The organism is Streptomyces echinoruber (assembly GCF_014651135.1).
In the GTDB taxonomy this organism is placed as follows: Bacteria; Actinomycetota; Actinomycetes; order Streptomycetales; family Streptomycetaceae; genus Streptomyces; species Streptomyces echinoruber.
On the sequence record NZ_BMWH01000003.1, the window covers coordinates 436980 to 452260 of the forward strand.

General features: G+C 72.0%; 9 protein-coding genes and 2 pseudogenes. 9 read left to right on the plus strand and 2 right to left on the minus strand.

Features of this window, described 5'->3' with window-relative positions; all coding sequences use genetic code 11:
• Positions 1-316 precede the first annotated feature (316 nt).
• The 5 genes and pseudogenes from IE225_RS06965 (at position 317) to cimA (ending at position 6497) form a co-directional block, all read left to right on the plus strand.
• Complete coding sequence (locus IE225_RS06965) at positions 317-1360, plus strand: 3-isopropylmalate dehydrogenase (protein ID WP_190056447.1); 1044 nt, start codon at positions 317-319, stop codon at positions 1358-1360.
• Between the two features lie 245 nt (positions 1361-1605).
• Positions 1606-2694: a branched-chain amino acid aminotransferase gene (locus IE225_RS06970; RefSeq protein WP_190056448.1), complete on the plus strand. Its 1089-nt coding sequence runs from the start codon at positions 1606-1608 to the stop codon at positions 2692-2694.
• 84 nt (positions 2695-2778) lie between these two features.
• Positions 2779-3222, plus strand: a pseudogene (locus IE225_RS06975) (helix-turn-helix domain-containing protein); the annotation flags it as partial.
• 77 nt (positions 3223-3299) lie between these two features.
• On the plus strand, positions 3300-4601 hold the full coding sequence (locus tag IE225_RS06980; protein ID WP_190056449.1) for an MFS transporter: 1302 nt from the start codon (positions 3300-3302) through the stop codon (positions 4599-4601).
• A 285-nt stretch (positions 4602-4886) separates the two neighbouring features.
• Positions 4887-6497 (plus strand): citramalate synthase, encoded by a 1611-nt coding sequence (cimA, locus tag IE225_RS06985; RefSeq protein ID WP_190056450.1) that lies wholly within the window; start codon positions 4887-4889, stop codon positions 6495-6497.
• Between the two features lie 14 nt (positions 6498-6511).
• Here cimA and IE225_RS06990 read toward each other — a convergent pair whose 3' ends face one another.
• The gene (locus IE225_RS06990; RefSeq protein WP_190056451.1) at positions 6512-8416 is read right to left on the minus strand and encodes a ricin-type beta-trefoil lectin domain protein; all 1905 of its coding nucleotides are present in this window, start codon (positions 8414-8416) and stop codon (positions 6512-6514) included.
• A gap of 274 nt (positions 8417-8690) precedes the next feature.
• On the opposite strand from IE225_RS06990, the gene IE225_RS06995 reads away from it, so the two are divergent.
• Positions 8691-11711 carry a glycoside hydrolase family 3 protein gene (locus IE225_RS06995; protein WP_190056452.1) on the plus strand — a complete coding sequence of 1007 codons (3021 nt, stop codon included), beginning with the start codon at positions 8691-8693 and terminating at the stop codon, positions 11709-11711.
• An 83-nt stretch (positions 11712-11794) separates the two neighbouring features.
• Positions 11795-13186, plus strand: coding sequence for a hypothetical protein (locus IE225_RS07000; protein WP_190056453.1), 1392 nt, complete (start codon positions 11795-11797; stop codon positions 13184-13186).
• Between the two features lie 76 nt (positions 13187-13262).
• On the opposite strand, the gene IE225_RS07005 is transcribed toward IE225_RS07000, so the two are convergent.
• Positions 13263-13820 (minus strand): YceI family protein, encoded by a 558-nt coding sequence (locus IE225_RS07005; protein WP_190056454.1) that lies wholly within the window; start codon positions 13818-13820, stop codon positions 13263-13265.
• Positions 13821-14079: 259 nt separating this feature from the next.
• Here IE225_RS07005 and IE225_RS07010 point away from each other — a divergent pair, with 259 nt between their 5' ends.
• Positions 14080-14586: a hypothetical protein gene (locus IE225_RS07010; protein WP_190056483.1), complete on the plus strand. Its 507-nt coding sequence runs from the start codon at positions 14080-14082 to the stop codon at positions 14584-14586.
• A 515-nt stretch (positions 14587-15101) separates the two neighbouring features.
• A pseudogene (locus IE225_RS07015) lies at positions 15102-15281 on the plus strand (methylmalonyl-CoA carboxyltransferase); the annotation flags it as partial.

Sequence of the window (15281 nt, forward strand, 5' to 3'; positions counted from 1 at the left end):
GAGTCCGGAAAGACTCCCGGGAGCCCGGAAAGCCCGGGAGTCGCACCCGATGAGGTGAGGTGCGGCGGGGCGCCGCGGCCGGGAGTCTCCGGCCGTCCGGATTCGCCAGCTCGCTGGGTTCGCCGGACCTGCCGGGCCGTCGAAGTGCCTCCTGCCGGAAGCCGTGTCCGGGACCCCCTTCCGCCCGTCGGCGCCCGCCCCCGCACGCGGGCGAACGCCCGCCCCGCGTACGGGCGAACGGGTGGGAAACGACGGCAGGTTGTCCACATGACGGACAACGCGTGTCAACGCATGGGACGAGGAGTAGGGTGCCGGCATGTCTCGCAGCATCAATCTCGCAGTGATCCCCGGTGACGGCATCGGCCAGGAGGTCGTGACCGAAGGCCTCAAGGTCCTGTCCGCCGCCCTCCCGCAGGATGTGAAGCTGGAGACCAAGGAGTACGACTTCGGCGCCCGGCGCTACCACGCCACCGGTGAGACCCTCACCGACGCCGACCTGGAGCAGCTCAAGCGGCACGACGCCATCCTGCTCGGCGCCATCGGCGACCCGTCGGTGCCCTCCGGCGTGCTGGAGCGCGGCTTCCTGCTCAAGCTGCGGTTCGCCTTCGACCACCACGTCAACCTGCGCCCCAGCAAGCTGCTCCCGGGCGTGGCCACCCCGCTGGCGGGCAACCCGAAGATCGACTTCATCGTGGTGCGCGAGGGCACCGAGGGCCCGTACACCGGCAACGGCGGCACCCTCCGCAAGGGCACCCCGCAGGAGGTCGCCACCGAGGTGTCCGTCAACACCGCCTACGGCGTCGAGCGCGTCGTCCGCGACGCCTTCGCCCGCGCCCAGGCCCGCCCGCGCAAGAAGCTCACCCTGGTCCACAAGAACAACGTGCTGACCTTCGCGGGCCACCTGTGGACGAACGTCTTCCACAAAGTGGCCGAGGAGTACCCCGAGGTCACCACCGAGTACATCCACGTCGACGCCGCCACCATCTACCTGGTCACCCAGCCCGAGCGGTTCGACGTCATCGTCACCGACAACCTCTTCGGCGACATCATCACCGACCTCGCCGCGGCCGTCTCCGGCGGCATCGGCGTCGCCGCCAGCGGGAACATCAACCCCTCCGGCGAGTACCCCTCGATGTTCGAGCCCGTGCACGGCTCCGCGCCCGACATCGCCGGCCAGGGCAAGGCCGACCCCACCGCCACGGTCCTGTCCGTCGCCCTGCTGCTGCGCCACCTCGGCCACGACGCCGAGGCGACCCGCATCGAGGACGCGGTCGCCGCCGACCTCGCCGAGCGGGCCGCGCTGCCCGCCCGGTCCACCTCCGAGATCGGCGACGCGCTCGCCGTACGCGTAGCCGGCTGACCCGCCGCGCTGCCGCAAGCCGTCGGGTCGCATCCGCGCCCGGCGGCTTCTCTCCGTCCCCGCCGGGTGCCACCATCAACCCCTGGGTCGCTTCACCCCCATTCCTTCGGCCGTCGGCCCCGCGCGATAATCGGACGCGGAGCCGCGGAATGAGGGAAAGCTCGGACGTCCTAGCACCGGCCGGAGACGGTCGTGCCGGGAGAGGAGCGCGGCCCGTCACGACAACCGGTGAAGGACAACCACTCATGACGACGCCCACGATCGAGCTCAAGCCCTCCGCCCACCCGCTCCCCGCCGCCGAGCGCGAGGCCATCCTGGCCAACCCCGGGTTCGGCCGTCACTTCACCGACCACATGGTGACGATCAAGTGGACGGAAGGGCGCGGCTGGCACGACGCGCAGCTCGTTCCGTACGGGCCGATCTCCCTCGACCCCTCCACCCACGTCCTCCACTACGGCCAGGAGATCTTCGAGGGGCTGAAGGCCTACCGTCAGCCCGACGGCTCCGTCGCGGTCTTCCGCCCCGAGGCCAACGCCCGCCGCTTCCGCAACTCCGCCCGCCGCATGGCGATGGCGGAGATGCCCGAGGAGCTGTTCCTCGCCGCCCTGGACGCGCTGCTCACCCAGGACGCCGACTGGGTCCCGCCGCACGGCGGCGAGGAGTCCCTCTACCTGCGGCCGTTCATGTTCGCCACCGAGACCGGGCTCGGCGTCCACCCGGCCAACGAGTACCTGTTCATGCTGATCGCCTCGCCCTCCGGCGCCTACTTCGCCGGCGGGGTCAAGCCGGTCACCATCTGGGTCGCCGAGGACCTCTTCCGCGCCGTCCCCGGCGGCACCGGCGCCGCCAAGACCGGCGGCAACTACGCCGCCTCCCTGCTGCCGCAGGCCGAGGCCGCCCGGCACGGCTGCGACCAGGTCGTCTACCTCGACGCGGTGACCCGCACCAGGGTCGAGGAGAGCGGCAGCATGAACATCGCGTTCGTCTACGGCGACCGCATCGTCACCCCTGAGCTGACCGGCTCCATCCTGGAGGGCATCACCCGCGACTCCCTCCTGCAGGTCGCCCGCGACCTCGGCTACACCGCCGAGGAGGGCGTCGTCACCCTCCAGCAGTGGCGCGAGGACGCCGCCTCCGGCGCCCTGACCGAGGTCTTCGCCTGCGGCACCGCCGCCGTCGTCACCCCGATCGGCACCGTCAAGACCAAGTCGGACACCTGGACCCACGGCGACGGCACCCCCGGCCCGGTCACCCTCCGGCTGCGCGAGGCCCTGCTGGGCATCCAGCGGGGGCTGACCGAGGACAAGCACGGCTGGATGCGCCGGATCGGCTGACCCGCCGGCGGCGTCCGGCGCCGCGGACGTCTTCCTTGAGCACGCTGGGGGCCGCCCCGGGGGGACTGTTGGTTCCAGGAGTCGTTGCAACACCCCAGTTCAAGGGGTGCGACGGACTTCGAGATCCGTAAGGACCGGACGAAGCCGCAGGGCAGGAAGAAGCTCACCCGGGAGCGGGAGGCATACTCCCGGCTCATGCGGCAGGGTGTGAGCAACCGGGAAGCGTGCCGGATCGTCGGGATCGACGAGCGGACCGGCCAGAAGTGGCGCAACGGGCGTCACGCATACGGAAACCGGAAGGCGCTGCCACCGATCAACGCGATGACAGCGCCTTCCGGGCCGTCCCGGTACCTGTGCGAAGCGGACCGCATCCACCTCGCCGACCGGCTGCGGGAGAAGGCCACGGTGCGGGCGATCGCCGCGGAGCTGGGCCGCAGCCCGTCCACCATCAGCCGCGAGATCGGACGCAACCGCCATCCCGGAAGCGGGGCCTACCGCCCGCACGCGGCCCAGGCGCGCGCGGACGCGTGACCGGGAGACCGGAACGTACGGCGATCATCCGTCCGTGACGTGAATCGGCCGCCTCGGCGGGGCAGTTACGGCGCATGGGACGACACCACTGGAAGAGGATCTGGATCGGCTCGGCCGGCAACATGGTGGAGTGGTACGACTGGTTCGTCTACGCCAGCTTCGCCACCTATTTCGCCGGGGCCTTCTTCCCCTCCGGCAACCCCACCGCCCAGCTGATGAACACCGCGGGCATCTTCGCCGTCGGCTTCTTCATGCGCCCGGTCGGCGGCTGGCTGCTCGGCCGGGTCGGCGACCGGCGGGGCCGCAAGGCGGCGCTGACGCTGACGGTGACGCTGATGTCCGCGTCCGCGATCCTGATCGCGATCGCGCCGACGTACGCCGTCGCCGGCTACGGCGGCGCCCTGGTGCTGCTCCTCGCCCGCCTGCTGCAGGGCTTGTCGGTGGGCGGCGAGTACGCGGCCAGCGCCACCTACCTCACCGAGGCGTCCGAACCGCGCCGGCGCGGCTTCGCCTCCAGCTTCCAGTACGTGTCGATGACGGCCGGGCAGATCGTCGGCCTCGGCCTGCAGATCCTGCTGCAGCGCACCCTGTCCGACGAGGCCCTGCACAGCTACGGCTGGCGCATCCCGTTCGTCGTCGGCGCGCTCGGCGCCGCGGTCGTCTTCTATCTGCGGCGCAGCATGCTGGAGACGGAGGTGTACCAGGAGGACGCCACCGGCGCGGAGCAGCGCGGCACCCTGCGCGCGCTGTGGCGGCACCGGCGGGAGGCGCTGCTGGTGATCGCGCTGACGATGGGCGGCACGGTCGCGTACTACACGTACACCACCTACCTGACCAAGTACCTGTCGAACACGGCGGGCCTGCCCCAGCAGACCGCCACCTTGGTCTCCTTCACCGCGCTGATCGTCTTCGCCTGCCTGCAGCCGCTCGCGGGCGCCCTGTCCGACCGCGTCGGCCGCCGCCCGCTGCTGATCACCTTCGCGGTCGGCTCCACCCTCCTGACCGTGCCGGTCATGACGCTGCTGAAGCACGCGGACGGCTTCTGGCCCGCCCTCGGGCTGGCCCTGCCGGCGCTGGTGATCGTCACCGGGTACACGTCGATCAACGCGTGCGTCAAGGCGGAGCTGTTCCCCACCGGGGTGCGCGCCCTGGGCGTGGCGCTGCCGTACGCGCTGGCCAACGCGGCGTTCGGCGGCACGGCGGAGTACATCGCGCTGTGGTTCAAGAACGCGGGGGCCGAGTCCGGTTTCTACTGGTACGTGGCGGCCTGCGCCGCCGTCTCCCTGGTGGTCTACATCACCATGCGGGAGACCAGGGACCTGGATCTGAAGCGGGTCGAGGCGGGTGAGTCCGCGTCCCTGACGCCCGCATCCTGAGACGGTCGGTGAGCCGGGGGCGGGAATGTGCCAGACTGCCCCCGTGCTCTCGTTCGCCGTGATTATTGGCAGCAGGCGCGCCGGTCCGCAGTGACCGCCACGTATGACCAGGTACGGGCGGCCACCGTCGTCCTCGACCCGCGCGCAGACCTCTCGCACCCGCGAGGGGTTTTTCTTTTTCCCGGCCCACCCGCAGCCGGGAGGAAGGCGCGAGGGGCCTTGGGAGGGACGGTGGAACCGGTCATTCCGGTAGACCGATTTCCAGTATCAGGAGCCTTGAAGATCATGACCGAGACGGCAACCAGCGAGCTCGACGACTCCTTCCACGTCTTCGACACCACGCTGCGCGACGGCGCGCAGCGCGAGGGCATCAACCTCACGGTCGCGGACAAGCTGGCCATCGCCCGGCACCTGGACGACTTCGGCGTGGGCTTCATCGAGGGCGGCTGGCCCGGCGCCAACCCGCGCGACACGGAGTTCTTCGCCCGCGCCCGGCAGGAGATCGCCTTCCGGCACGCCCAGCTGGTCGCCTTCGGCTCCACCCGCCGCGCCGGCACCACGGCCGCCGAGGACCCGCAGGTCAAGGCGCTGCTCGCCTCCGGCGCCCCGGTGATCACGCTGGTCGCCAAGTCCCACGACCGGCACGTCGAACTGGCGCTGCGCACCACCCTCGAGGAGAACCTGGAGATGGTCCGCGACACCGTCTCCCACCTGCGCTCCCAGGGCCGCCGGGTGTTCGTCGACTGCGAGCACTTCTTCGACGGCTACCGCGCCAACCCCGAGTACGCCAAGGCGGTCGTGCGGACGGCGCACGAGGCCGGCGCCGACGTGGTGGTGCTGTGCGACACCAACGGCGGCATGCTCCCGGCGCAGATCCACGCCGTCGTCTCCACCGTCCTCGCCGACACCGGCGCCCGCCTGGGCATCCACGCCCAGGACGACACCGGCTGCGCGGTGGCCAACACGCTGGCCGCCGTGGACGCCGGCGCCACCCACGTGCAGTGCACGGCCAACGGCTACGGCGAGCGCGTCGGCAACGCCAACCTGTTCCCGGTCGTGGCGGCGCTGGAGCTGAAGTACGGCAGGAAGGTGCTGCCGGAGGGCAGACTGCGCGAGATGACGCGGATCAGCCACGCCATCGCCGAGGTCGTCAACCTCACCCCCTCCACCCACCAGCCCTACGTCGGCCTCTCGGCCTTCGCGCACAAGGCCGGCCTGCACGCCTCCGCGATCAAGGTCGACCCGGACCTGTACCAGCACATCGACCCCGAACTGGTCGGCAACACCATGCGCATGCTGGTCTCCGACATGGCCGGCCGCGCCTCCGTGGAACTGAAGGGCAAGGAACTCGGCATCGACCTCGGCGGCGACCGGGAACTGGTCGGCCGCGTCGTCGAGCGGGTCAAGGAGCGCGAGCTGCGCGGCTACACCTACGAGGCCGCCGACGCCTCCTTCGAACTGCTGCTGCGCGCCGAGGCCCAGGGCCGGCCGCTGAAGTACTTCGACGTCGAGTCCTGGCGCGCCATCGTCGAGGACCGCCCCGACGGCACCCACGCCAACGAGGCCACCGTCAAGCTGTGGGCCAAGGGCGAGCGGATCGTCACGACGGCGGAGGGCAACGGCCCGGTCAACGCGCTGGACCGCGCCCTGCGCGTCGCGCTGGAGAAGATCTACCCCCAGCTCGCCAAGCTGGAGCTGGTCGACTACAAGGTCCGCATCCTGGAGGGCAGGCACGGCACGCAGTCCACGACCCGCGTGCTGATCTCCACCTCCGACGGGGCCGGCGAGTGGTCCACGGTGGGCGTCGCCGACAACGTCATCGCCGCCTCCTGGCAGGCCCTGGAGGACGCCTACACCTACGGCCTGCTGCGGGCCGGCGTGGAGCCGGCCGAGTAGCCCCGGCCACCGGCTCACCGCAGTCTCCACTTCTGGTTGGCGGCGCCCGTGCAGCTCCAGATCTGGGCGCGGGCGCCGTCGGCGGAGGAGTTGTCCGTGACGTCGAGGAAGTCGAGGAAGTCGAGGAAGTCGAGGAAGTCGAGGCACTTGCCGGCCGGGATGTTCACGACGTCGCCGGTGGTGGCGTTGTACGACCACTGCTGGGCGCCGGTGCCGTTGCAGTCGTAGAGCTGCACCTTGGCGCCGTCGGCGGTGGAGGCGCCGGTGACGTCCAGGCACTTGCCCAGGGCCTGGATCGAGCCGTCCGCCCTCACCGTCCACCGCTGGGCGGCGCTGCCGTTGCAGCCGTGGAGCTGCACGGCGGTGCCGTTGGCGTTCGAGGCGCCCGCCACGTCCAGGCACTTGCCGGCCAGGCCGACGAAGGAGCCGGACTTCTCGCCGCCGCCGGACTGGGTGCCGGACCAGGTGAAGGTGACCGAGGTGCGGCCCGGGACCGTGTAGGTGGCGTGCCGGCCGCCCCAGCCGATCGTGACCGTCCGCGCGCTCGTCGCGCCGTTGTAGGCGATCAGCGCCTTGCTGCCGTCGGGGTTGCGCCAGGCCACGTTGGGCAGCGCCGTGGAGGCCGTGGAGGCGATGCGCCGGGCGCCGGGGCGGACGAACTTGGTCAGGTGCCCCATGTCGTAGTACTCGACGGTGTAGTCGACCTGCCCGCTGCGGCCGTCGCCGTTGTGCACGGTGACCAGGCCGGTGCAGGTGCCGCAGCCGCCGTTGTGCGGGCCCATGTTCTGGTCCACCGCCAGCGACCACTTGGTGACCGACTTCGCCCAGTTGCGCGTGTAGTCGACGATGTTGAGCATGTCCTCGCGCTGCTGGTCGGCGATCCAGGTGCCGCCGGAGTGCTCGGTGCCGAAGGCGTCCAGCGCCGGGTACCGGTTGTGCACGCTCGTCTGCTGGGTGACGTCGCCGCCGTAGCCGTGCCAGGCGATCCCGCCGAAGTTCGGGTGGGAGCGGACGGCCGGGTCGTCGACGGTCCGGGCGGCGTAGGAGTCGTAGGTGTCCCAGTTCCAGTCGTGCGCCAGCACCTTGGTGGTCAGCCCGGCCGCCTGCAGCTTGGGCAGCAGCTCGTTCTTGGTGAAGTAGGCCAGGCCGGAGGCGTTCCAGCTCATCGACGGGTAGCCGGAGCAGCACGTCGGCTCGTTCTGCGCGGTGACGTAGGAGACGTGGATGCCCTGGTCCTGGTACGCCTGCAGGTACTTCACGAAGTACGAGGCGTAGGCGCCGTAGTCCTCCGCCTTCAGCCAGCCCCCGTTGAGCTGCCCGCTGTCCTTCATCCAGGCCGGCGCGGTCCACGGCGAAGCCATCACCGTCAGCTGCGGGTTGAGTTGGAGCGCCTGCCGGGTGAGCGGCACGACGTCCGCGAGGTCGTGGGCGAGGGAGAAGCGGGTGAGGCCGGGGTCGGTCTGCCCGGCCGGCACGTCGTCGTAGGTGTAGCCGTAGCGGGCCAGGTCGGAGGCGCCCATCGGGTTGCGCAGGAACGACAGTCCGATGCCGTCCGTGGGCGAGAACAGCTTGCGCAGGGTGGCGTCCCGGGTGGCCGGGGACAGCGCGCCGCTGCTGTTCAGCAGCCAGGCCGCGGTGTCCGTGAAGGAGGCGCCGCCGCCGGTGAAGGTCTGGTAGCGGGTGTTCTCGTCGACGGTGATGTGCTCGCCGCTGCCGCCGCTGCCGGCCTGGAACGCGAACGGGGCCTGCGGCTGAAGGCCGCGTACGACGTGGCGTCCGGCGCCGTCGTCGGTGGTGGTCAGCCACGCGGTGACCTGCTCGCCGGAGGCGTGTGCCGACGGGGCGTCCAGGGCGCAGAGTCCGGCGCCGGCCAGCAGACCGGCCAGCAGGAGCCGTGCGGACCGTGCGGGTCTTCTCATGGTGCGCCGCCCTTCCGGGGTGTGGGGGGTGGGGGAGTGGGGCGTGCGAGCCGTGAGTAAATGACGGCTCCGCAGGTGCGTCAAGGGGTCGCGCATTCACCAGGCGAACGCTCAACAACCGTGATCCGGCCGCCGGTTGACCGTGTACCGGTTCCGGCGCCGAGTCTTGACGCCCCGGTGATGCCCCAGTTAACTCACGGCGTGAACTAAGTCGTGCGCGCATCCGAGCGGCCACGTGTCGCGTCCGCGGACCCCGAGAGCCAAAGGGAAGGTCATGCGAAGAACCGCCCTGCTCGCCTCCGGCGCCCTGCTCGCCGCCCTGCTCCCCCTCACCGCCGCGGGCGCCTCGGCGGCCGACGACCCCGCACCGGTCCCCGTCGACCGCTTCGAGGGGGAGGTGCCCTTCGCCCACCAGCCCGCCGAGTCCATCTTCACCTGGGGCGGCGACGCCGACGACCCGCCCGTCCTGCGGCTCGCCGCCCGCGCCGACGTCCCCGAGGGCGAGCGGGTCCTCGCCGGCGGCTACGACATCAGCGGCTACGGCGGCTTCACCCACGACTTCGCCGCGGACCGGCCGGCCCACGACTGGTCCGCCCACCGCGGCATCCGCTTCTGGTGGGAGGGACACGGCACCGGCCGGAAGACCGCCTTCGAGATCAAGGACGGCGGCGCGCACGGCGAGGCGTCCGAGCTGTGGACCACCTCCTTCACCGACGACTTCACCGGCTGGAAGCGGATCGAGCTCCCCTTCACCGACTTCACCTACCGAACGGACTACCAGCCCGTCGGCGGCATCGACCACGTCCTCGGCCTGACGCGGATGTGGGGCTACGCCGTCACCCTCCCGGCCGGCTCCCGGGGCGACTTCGCCATGGACCAGGTGGAGCTGTACGGCCGGGCCGACCCGTCCCTGCGCGCCTCCGTCACCACCGACGCCGCCGTCCACCCGGTCAAGGAGGGCGGCACCGCCACGGTACGGGTCACCGTCGCCACCACCGGCTCCGCCCCCCTCGACGAGCCCGTCACGGTCGCCTACGACACCGCGGGCGGCACCGCCACCGCCGGCACCGACTACACGCCCGTCTCCGGCACCCTGACCTTCCCCGCGGGCACCGCCTCCGGCGCCACCCGCACCCTCACCGTGCGCACCCTGAAGGACAGGTCCGCCGAGACCGCCGAGACGATCCCGCTGAAGCTGACCGTCGACGGCGCCAAGGCCCCCGCCGAGACCCCGCAGGTCGTGGTCGACGCGCACGGACTGCCGTACCTGGACAGCAGGCTGCCGGTGCGCGAACGCGTCGCCGACCTGCTCTCCCGCATGTCGCTGCGGGAGAAGGCCGGGCAGATGACCCAGGCCGAGCGGGCCGCCCTGACCGACCCGGGCGACATCGCCACCCACGCCCTCGGCTCGCTGCTGTCCGGCGGCGGCTCCACCCCGACGCCCAACACCCCCGAGGCGTGGGCGCGGATGATCGACTCCTTCCAGCTGCGCACGCGGGCCACCCGCCTGCAGATCCCGCTGATCTACGGCGTGGACGCGGTGCACGGCCACAACAACCTGGCCGGCGCGACGATCACGCCGCACAACATCGGCATCGGCGCCACCCGCGACCCCCAACTGGCCGAGAAACTAGGCTCGGTGACGGCCAGTGAGGTCCGCGCCACCGGCATCCCCTGGGACTTCGCGCCCTGCCTGTGCGTCACCCGCGACGAGCGCTGGGGCCGCTCCTACGAGTCCTTCGGCGAGGACCCGGCCCTGGTGGAGTCCCTGGAGACCGTCGTCCAGGGCCTCCAGGGCCGCGCCGACGGCCGCGGCCTGAGCCGCGACGACAAGGTGCTGGCCACCGCCAAGCACTTCCTCGGCGACGGCGGCACCGCCTACGGCTCGTCCACCACCGGCACCTACACCATCGACCAGGGCGTCACCACCGTCACCCGGCGGCAGTTGGAGGCGATCCACCTCGCGCCGTACGTCACGGCCGTCGGCCGGGGCATCGGCTCGGTCATGCCGTCGTACTCCTCGCTCGACCTCGTCGGCGACGGCAGGGGACCGGTGAAGATGCACGCCCGCGCCGACATGGTCACCGGCGTGCTCAAGCAGCGCCTGGGCTTCGACGGCTTCGTCATCAGCGACTGGAACGCCGTCGACCAACTCCCCGGCGACTACGCCGCCCAGGTCCGCGCGTCGGTCGGCGCGGGCGTCGACATGATGATGGTGCCGTACACCTACAAGGAGTTCAGCGCGACGCTGGCCGACGAGGCGAGGGCCGGCCGGATCGACGAGAAGCGGATCGACGACGCCGTCTCGCGCATCCTGACCCAGAAGTTCAGGCTGGGCCTGTTCGAGCACCCCTACGCCGACACCACCGGCGCGAAGGACATCGGCTCCGCCGCGCACCGGGCCGTGGCCCGGCAGGCCGCCGCCGAGTCGCAGGTGCTGCTGAAGAACACCGGCGGCCTGCTGCCGCTGCGGAAGGACCAGAAGGTGTACGTCGCCGGATCCAACGCCGACGACCTCGGCAACCAGACCGGCGGCTGGACCCTCACCTGGCAGGGCGCCTCCGGCACCCACACCACGGGCACCACGATCCTGCAGGCGATGCGGAAGGCCGGCGGGAACGTCACCTACTCCAAGGACGCCTCCGCGCCCACGGCCGGCTACGACGCGGGCGTGGTCGTCGTCGGCGAGACCCCGTACGCCGAGGGCGTCGGCGACGTCGGCAACGGCCACGACCTGCGGTTGTCCGCCGCCGACCAGGCCGCCGTGGACAAGGTGTGCGCGGCCATGAAGTGCGCGGTGCTGATCGTCTCCGGCCGCCCGCAGCTCCTCGGCGACCGGCTCGGGAGGATCGACGCGCTCGTCGCCTCCTGGCTGCCGGGCACCGAGGGCGACGGCGTGGCCGACGTCCTCTACGGCCGCCGCCCCTTCACCGGGCAGCTCCCGGTCACCTGGCCGAGGTCCGAGGCACAGCTCCCGATCAACGTCGGGGACGCGTCCTACGACCCGCAGTTCCCCTTCGGCTGGGGCCTGACCACACTCACCAAGATCCCGGCGGGCGGCGAGGCGCGGCTGAGGGCGCTCGCGGCGGCGGCCGCGGCGGCCGAGCGGGCGGGCGCGGACCGCACCGGCCGCGCCCTGGTCGCCCGGGCCCGGCTGATCGTCCAGCAGCGGGTGCGGGACCGGATGACGCAGGCGGTGGCCCAACCCTTCGCCGCCGCCGACCACCTGCTGCTGACCGGACGGTACGGAGCGGCCGCGGCGCACCTGCTGCGGGCCTACCGCGCGGCCGGCTGAGCCGGGGGAGGGAGGGGGTCCCGCAGACCCCCTCCCCCCAGCACCCGTGCCCGTATTTGTGATGCTTCGGGTAGCTTCGAGATATGAAGGCCGTCATACGGACCCGAAGCCTCCCCCCGCTGCTCGCGGCCCTGCTGCTCGCGGCCCTGGCCGTCCTGTGGCCCGCCGCCCCGCGCGCCGGGGCGGCCACCACCGCGCCGGGCGTCACGAGCGTCTCGGAGATCGCGCGGGCACTGCGCGAGAACCCCGTCTACGTCGACCCGGCCGCCTCCGCGCACCTGTCCCGGGGCGACGCCGACGCCCTCGCCCGGCGGATCAGGAACGCCGACAAGCCCCTCTTCGTCGCCGTACTGCCCGCCGGCTACCCCACCCGCAACCTCTTCACCGACCTGCGCACCGCCACCGGCGTCACCGGCCTGTACGCCGTCCGCCTCGGCGACCGCTTCGACGCCCGCGCCGACCACGTGGTCCTGCCGAGGACCGCCGTGCGCAACCTGGTCACCAGCGTCGAGGGGGAGGACGCCAAGGCCCAGCTCGACGACTTCACCGACCGCGCCCTGGCCACCATGGGCGGCTCGGCGCCCGCCACCTGGGGCTCCTCCGACAGCGGCGGGGTGTCCACCACCGCGCTGGTCACCACGGCGGCGGTCCTCGCGGCCGGCGGCGTGGGCGCGTACACCCTCGTCCGCCGCAGCCGGCACCGCCGGCAGGCCGAGCAGCAGGCCGCCCTGGAGAAGCTGCGGGTCGTCGTCGACGAGGACATCACCGCCTTCGGCGAGGAGCTCGACCGCCTCGACTTCCATCCCGCCGAACCCGGCGCCGACGACGCCATGCGCGCCGACTACGAACGCGCCCTCGACGCCTACGAGCAGGCCAAGACCCTGATGGCGCAGGCCCGCCACCCGGAGGACGTGCGAGCGGTCACCCAGACCCTGGAGGACGGCCGTTTCTCCCTCGCCCAGCTCGCCGCCCGCCGCGCCCACCGCCCGCTGCCCGAGCGGCGCCCGCCGTGCTTCTTCGACCCGCGCCACGGCCCGTCCGTCGCCGACGCCCCCTGGACGCCCCCGGGCGGCGCACCCCGCGACGTCCCGGTCTGCGCCGCGGACCGCGTCCGGCTGGCCGAGGGCCGTGACCCGGTGATCCGCGAGGTCGACACCGACTACGGCCGCCGCCCCTACTGGGACGCCGGCCCCGCCTACGGCCCCTGGGCCGGCGGCTACTTCGGCGGCGGCCTCCTGCCCGGCCTTCTCGTCGGCACCCTGCTCGGCAGCATGATGGCGGCACCGGCGTACGCGGCCGACTACGGCGCGGGCTACGGCGACTTCGGCGGTTACCAGGGCGGGGACGTGTCGGGGGGCGACTTCGACTCCGGCGACTTCGGAGGGGACTTCGGCGGCGGGGACTTCGGCGGCGGGGACTTCGGCGGGGGCGGCGACTTCGGCGGCGGGGGCGGGGACTTCGGGGGAGGTTTCTGACAGGGCCGGTCCGTGCCGGCGCCGGCACGGACCGGCGCCGGCCGTCGGTCGCCGGCCGCGGCGGGGGAGGCGGCGCTCAGGCGGTCTTGCGGATCGCGGAGACGTCGAAGTCCAGCTTGATCTTGTCGGAGACGAGCACGCCGCCGGTCTCCAGGGCCGCGTTCCAGGTCAGGCCCCAGTCGGAGCGCTTGATCTCGGCCTTGCCCTCGAAACCGACGCGCTCGTTGCCGAAGGGGTCCCGCGCGGCGCCGTTGAACTCCACGTCGATGGTGATCGGCCGGGTGGTGCCGAGGATGCTCAGGTCACCGGTGATGCGGTACGCGTCCTCGCCCAGGGCCTCGGCCTTGGTGGAGCGGAACGTCATGGTCGGGAACTCGTCGGTCTTGAAGAAGTCCGCGCTCCTGAGGTGCCCGTCGCGGTCGGTGTTCCCGGTGTCGATGCTGTCCATCGTCACGTCGAGGGAGGCGGTGGACCGGGACGGGTCGGTGCCGTCCAGGTGGAGGGTGCCGGAGAAGTCCTTGAAGCTGCCCTTGACGTTCGTGACCATCGCGTGGCGGACGGTGAAGCCGATGGTGCTGTGGGCCGGGTCGATCTCGTAGGTGCCGGTCAGCGCGCCCAGGTCGGTGGCGGTCATGGGGCCCTCCTCACTGAATGTTTAATCTTGAACTATCCATCCATGTCGACCGTATCTCCGACCCGTTGAAATTTCAACAGCCTTGTGTCGCGTGTCCCGGCGATTTCCGGCTTCCTCCGTCCGGACTCTGGCCAACGCGCGTAGACCTCGGGCACCATCTCTGCCTGCACCACCTGCACAGCCGCCCCACAGGAAGCACGGCCCGCCGCAGGAAGGGTTTCGCATGAAGGTCACCAAGGTCGTGACGGCCCTGAAGGCCATGAGAGTCACGAAGATCCGCTCCGTCCTGACCGCCCTCGCCCTGGTCGTCGCCCCCGGCGTCGCCGTCGTCGGCACCGCGTCCGACGCCTTCGCCGTCACGAAGATCAGCCACGCGACCGCCACCTCGATGTTCCGCGAGGTCGGCATCACCTGGTCGTCGTCCGGCAACTGCTCCGACCGCAACAACCCGACCTGTACGTCGTTCGAGCAGCTCAACCTCGCCACCGCCCAGGGCGCCCAGACCCTCAAACGGGCCAGCGGCTGCGCGCTGAACATCACCGGCGGCACCGAGACCGGCCACGCCTCGGGCACGTACTCCCACTGGAACGGCTACAAGCTCGACTACAGCAAGTACACCTGCATCGGCAGCTACATCAAGAACACGTTCAGCTACATCGGCCTGCGCGGCGACGGCGCCCCGCAGTGGAAGTCCGCCTCCGGCAACATCTACGCCGACGAGGGCAACCACTGGGACGTCCTGTACTACAACTGCGGCGGCTGCTGACGCCGCCGGCGAGCGGATCCGCGCAAGGCCCGCCCGCCGCGCCCTCCCGGCCGCCGCCGCTCTGCCGGCGGCGGCCCTTCTCCCGGGCGCCGCCCGTGCCGCCCGTGCCGCGCGCCGCCGACCGCCACTGGCCGACCGCCCTCGCCAACGACGCCGCCGACCGCGCCTGCCGGGCGGTGGCCGTGCCCGCGGCGGGGCTGACGGCGGCCGCCTTCCGGCAGGCGGGTACGGTGGGTGCGCCCACCGCGTCGTACGGGCCGACGGCAGGGTCGAGGTCCTCGCCGCGGGGCGCCGGCTCCGGCTGCGCGTCACTCCGGGGAGGGTATGCGACACGCTGGAATGCGAGGTGGCCCCGCCCTGAGCGATTTGTGGGAGGGCTACAACGCCCAGGCCCTCTGAGCAGTCAGAACGGCTGCATCCCCGTTCGGTTCTGTTCACTGGTACCAGGAAAACGCTCCGGAGACTGTACGGAGTCGACGGCTCGCATTCCGCCGTGTCCTTCGTAAGGTCACTACATGACCGTTTTGGATGAGGCACCGGGTGAGCCGACGGAGGCGCCGAGCGAGCCGGCCGACGCACGCGGGCGCGTGGCCGAACTGCACGAGATCCGTGCGCGGGCGGTGGCGGGCCCCGGTGAGAAGGCGACCCAGGCGCAGCACGCCAAGGGCAAGCTGACGGCGCGCGAGCGCATCGAG

What these genes read in the sequence shown, in the direction of transcription:
- IE225_RS06965 (WP_190056447.1), top strand. Translation starts at nt 317, where the DNA reads ATGTCTCGCAGCATCAATCTCGCAGTGATCCCCGGTGACGGCATCGGC.
- IE225_RS06970 (WP_190056448.1), top strand. Translation starts at nt 1,606, where the DNA reads ATGACGACGCCCACGATCGAGCTCAAGCCCTCCGCCCACCCGCTCCCC.
- IE225_RS06980 (WP_190056449.1), top strand. Translation starts at nt 3,300, where the DNA reads ATGGGACGACACCACTGGAAGAGGATCTGGATCGGCTCGGCCGGCAAC.
- cimA (WP_190056450.1), top strand. Translation starts at nt 4,887, where the DNA reads ATGACCGAGACGGCAACCAGCGAGCTCGACGACTCCTTCCACGTCTTC.
- IE225_RS06990 (WP_190056451.1), bottom strand. Translation starts at nt 8,416, where the DNA reads ATGAGAAGACCCGCACGGTCCGCACGGCTCCTGCTGGCCGGTCTGCTG.
- IE225_RS06995 (WP_190056452.1), top strand. Translation starts at nt 8,691, where the DNA reads ATGCGAAGAACCGCCCTGCTCGCCTCCGGCGCCCTGCTCGCCGCCCTG.
- IE225_RS07000 (WP_190056453.1), top strand. Translation starts at nt 11,795, where the DNA reads ATGAAGGCCGTCATACGGACCCGAAGCCTCCCCCCGCTGCTCGCGGCC.
- IE225_RS07005 (WP_190056454.1), bottom strand. Translation starts at nt 13,820, where the DNA reads ATGACCGCCACCGACCTGGGCGCGCTGACCGGCACCTACGAGATCGAC.
- IE225_RS07010 (WP_190056483.1), top strand. Translation starts at nt 14,080, where the DNA reads ATGAGAGTCACGAAGATCCGCTCCGTCCTGACCGCCCTCGCCCTGGTC.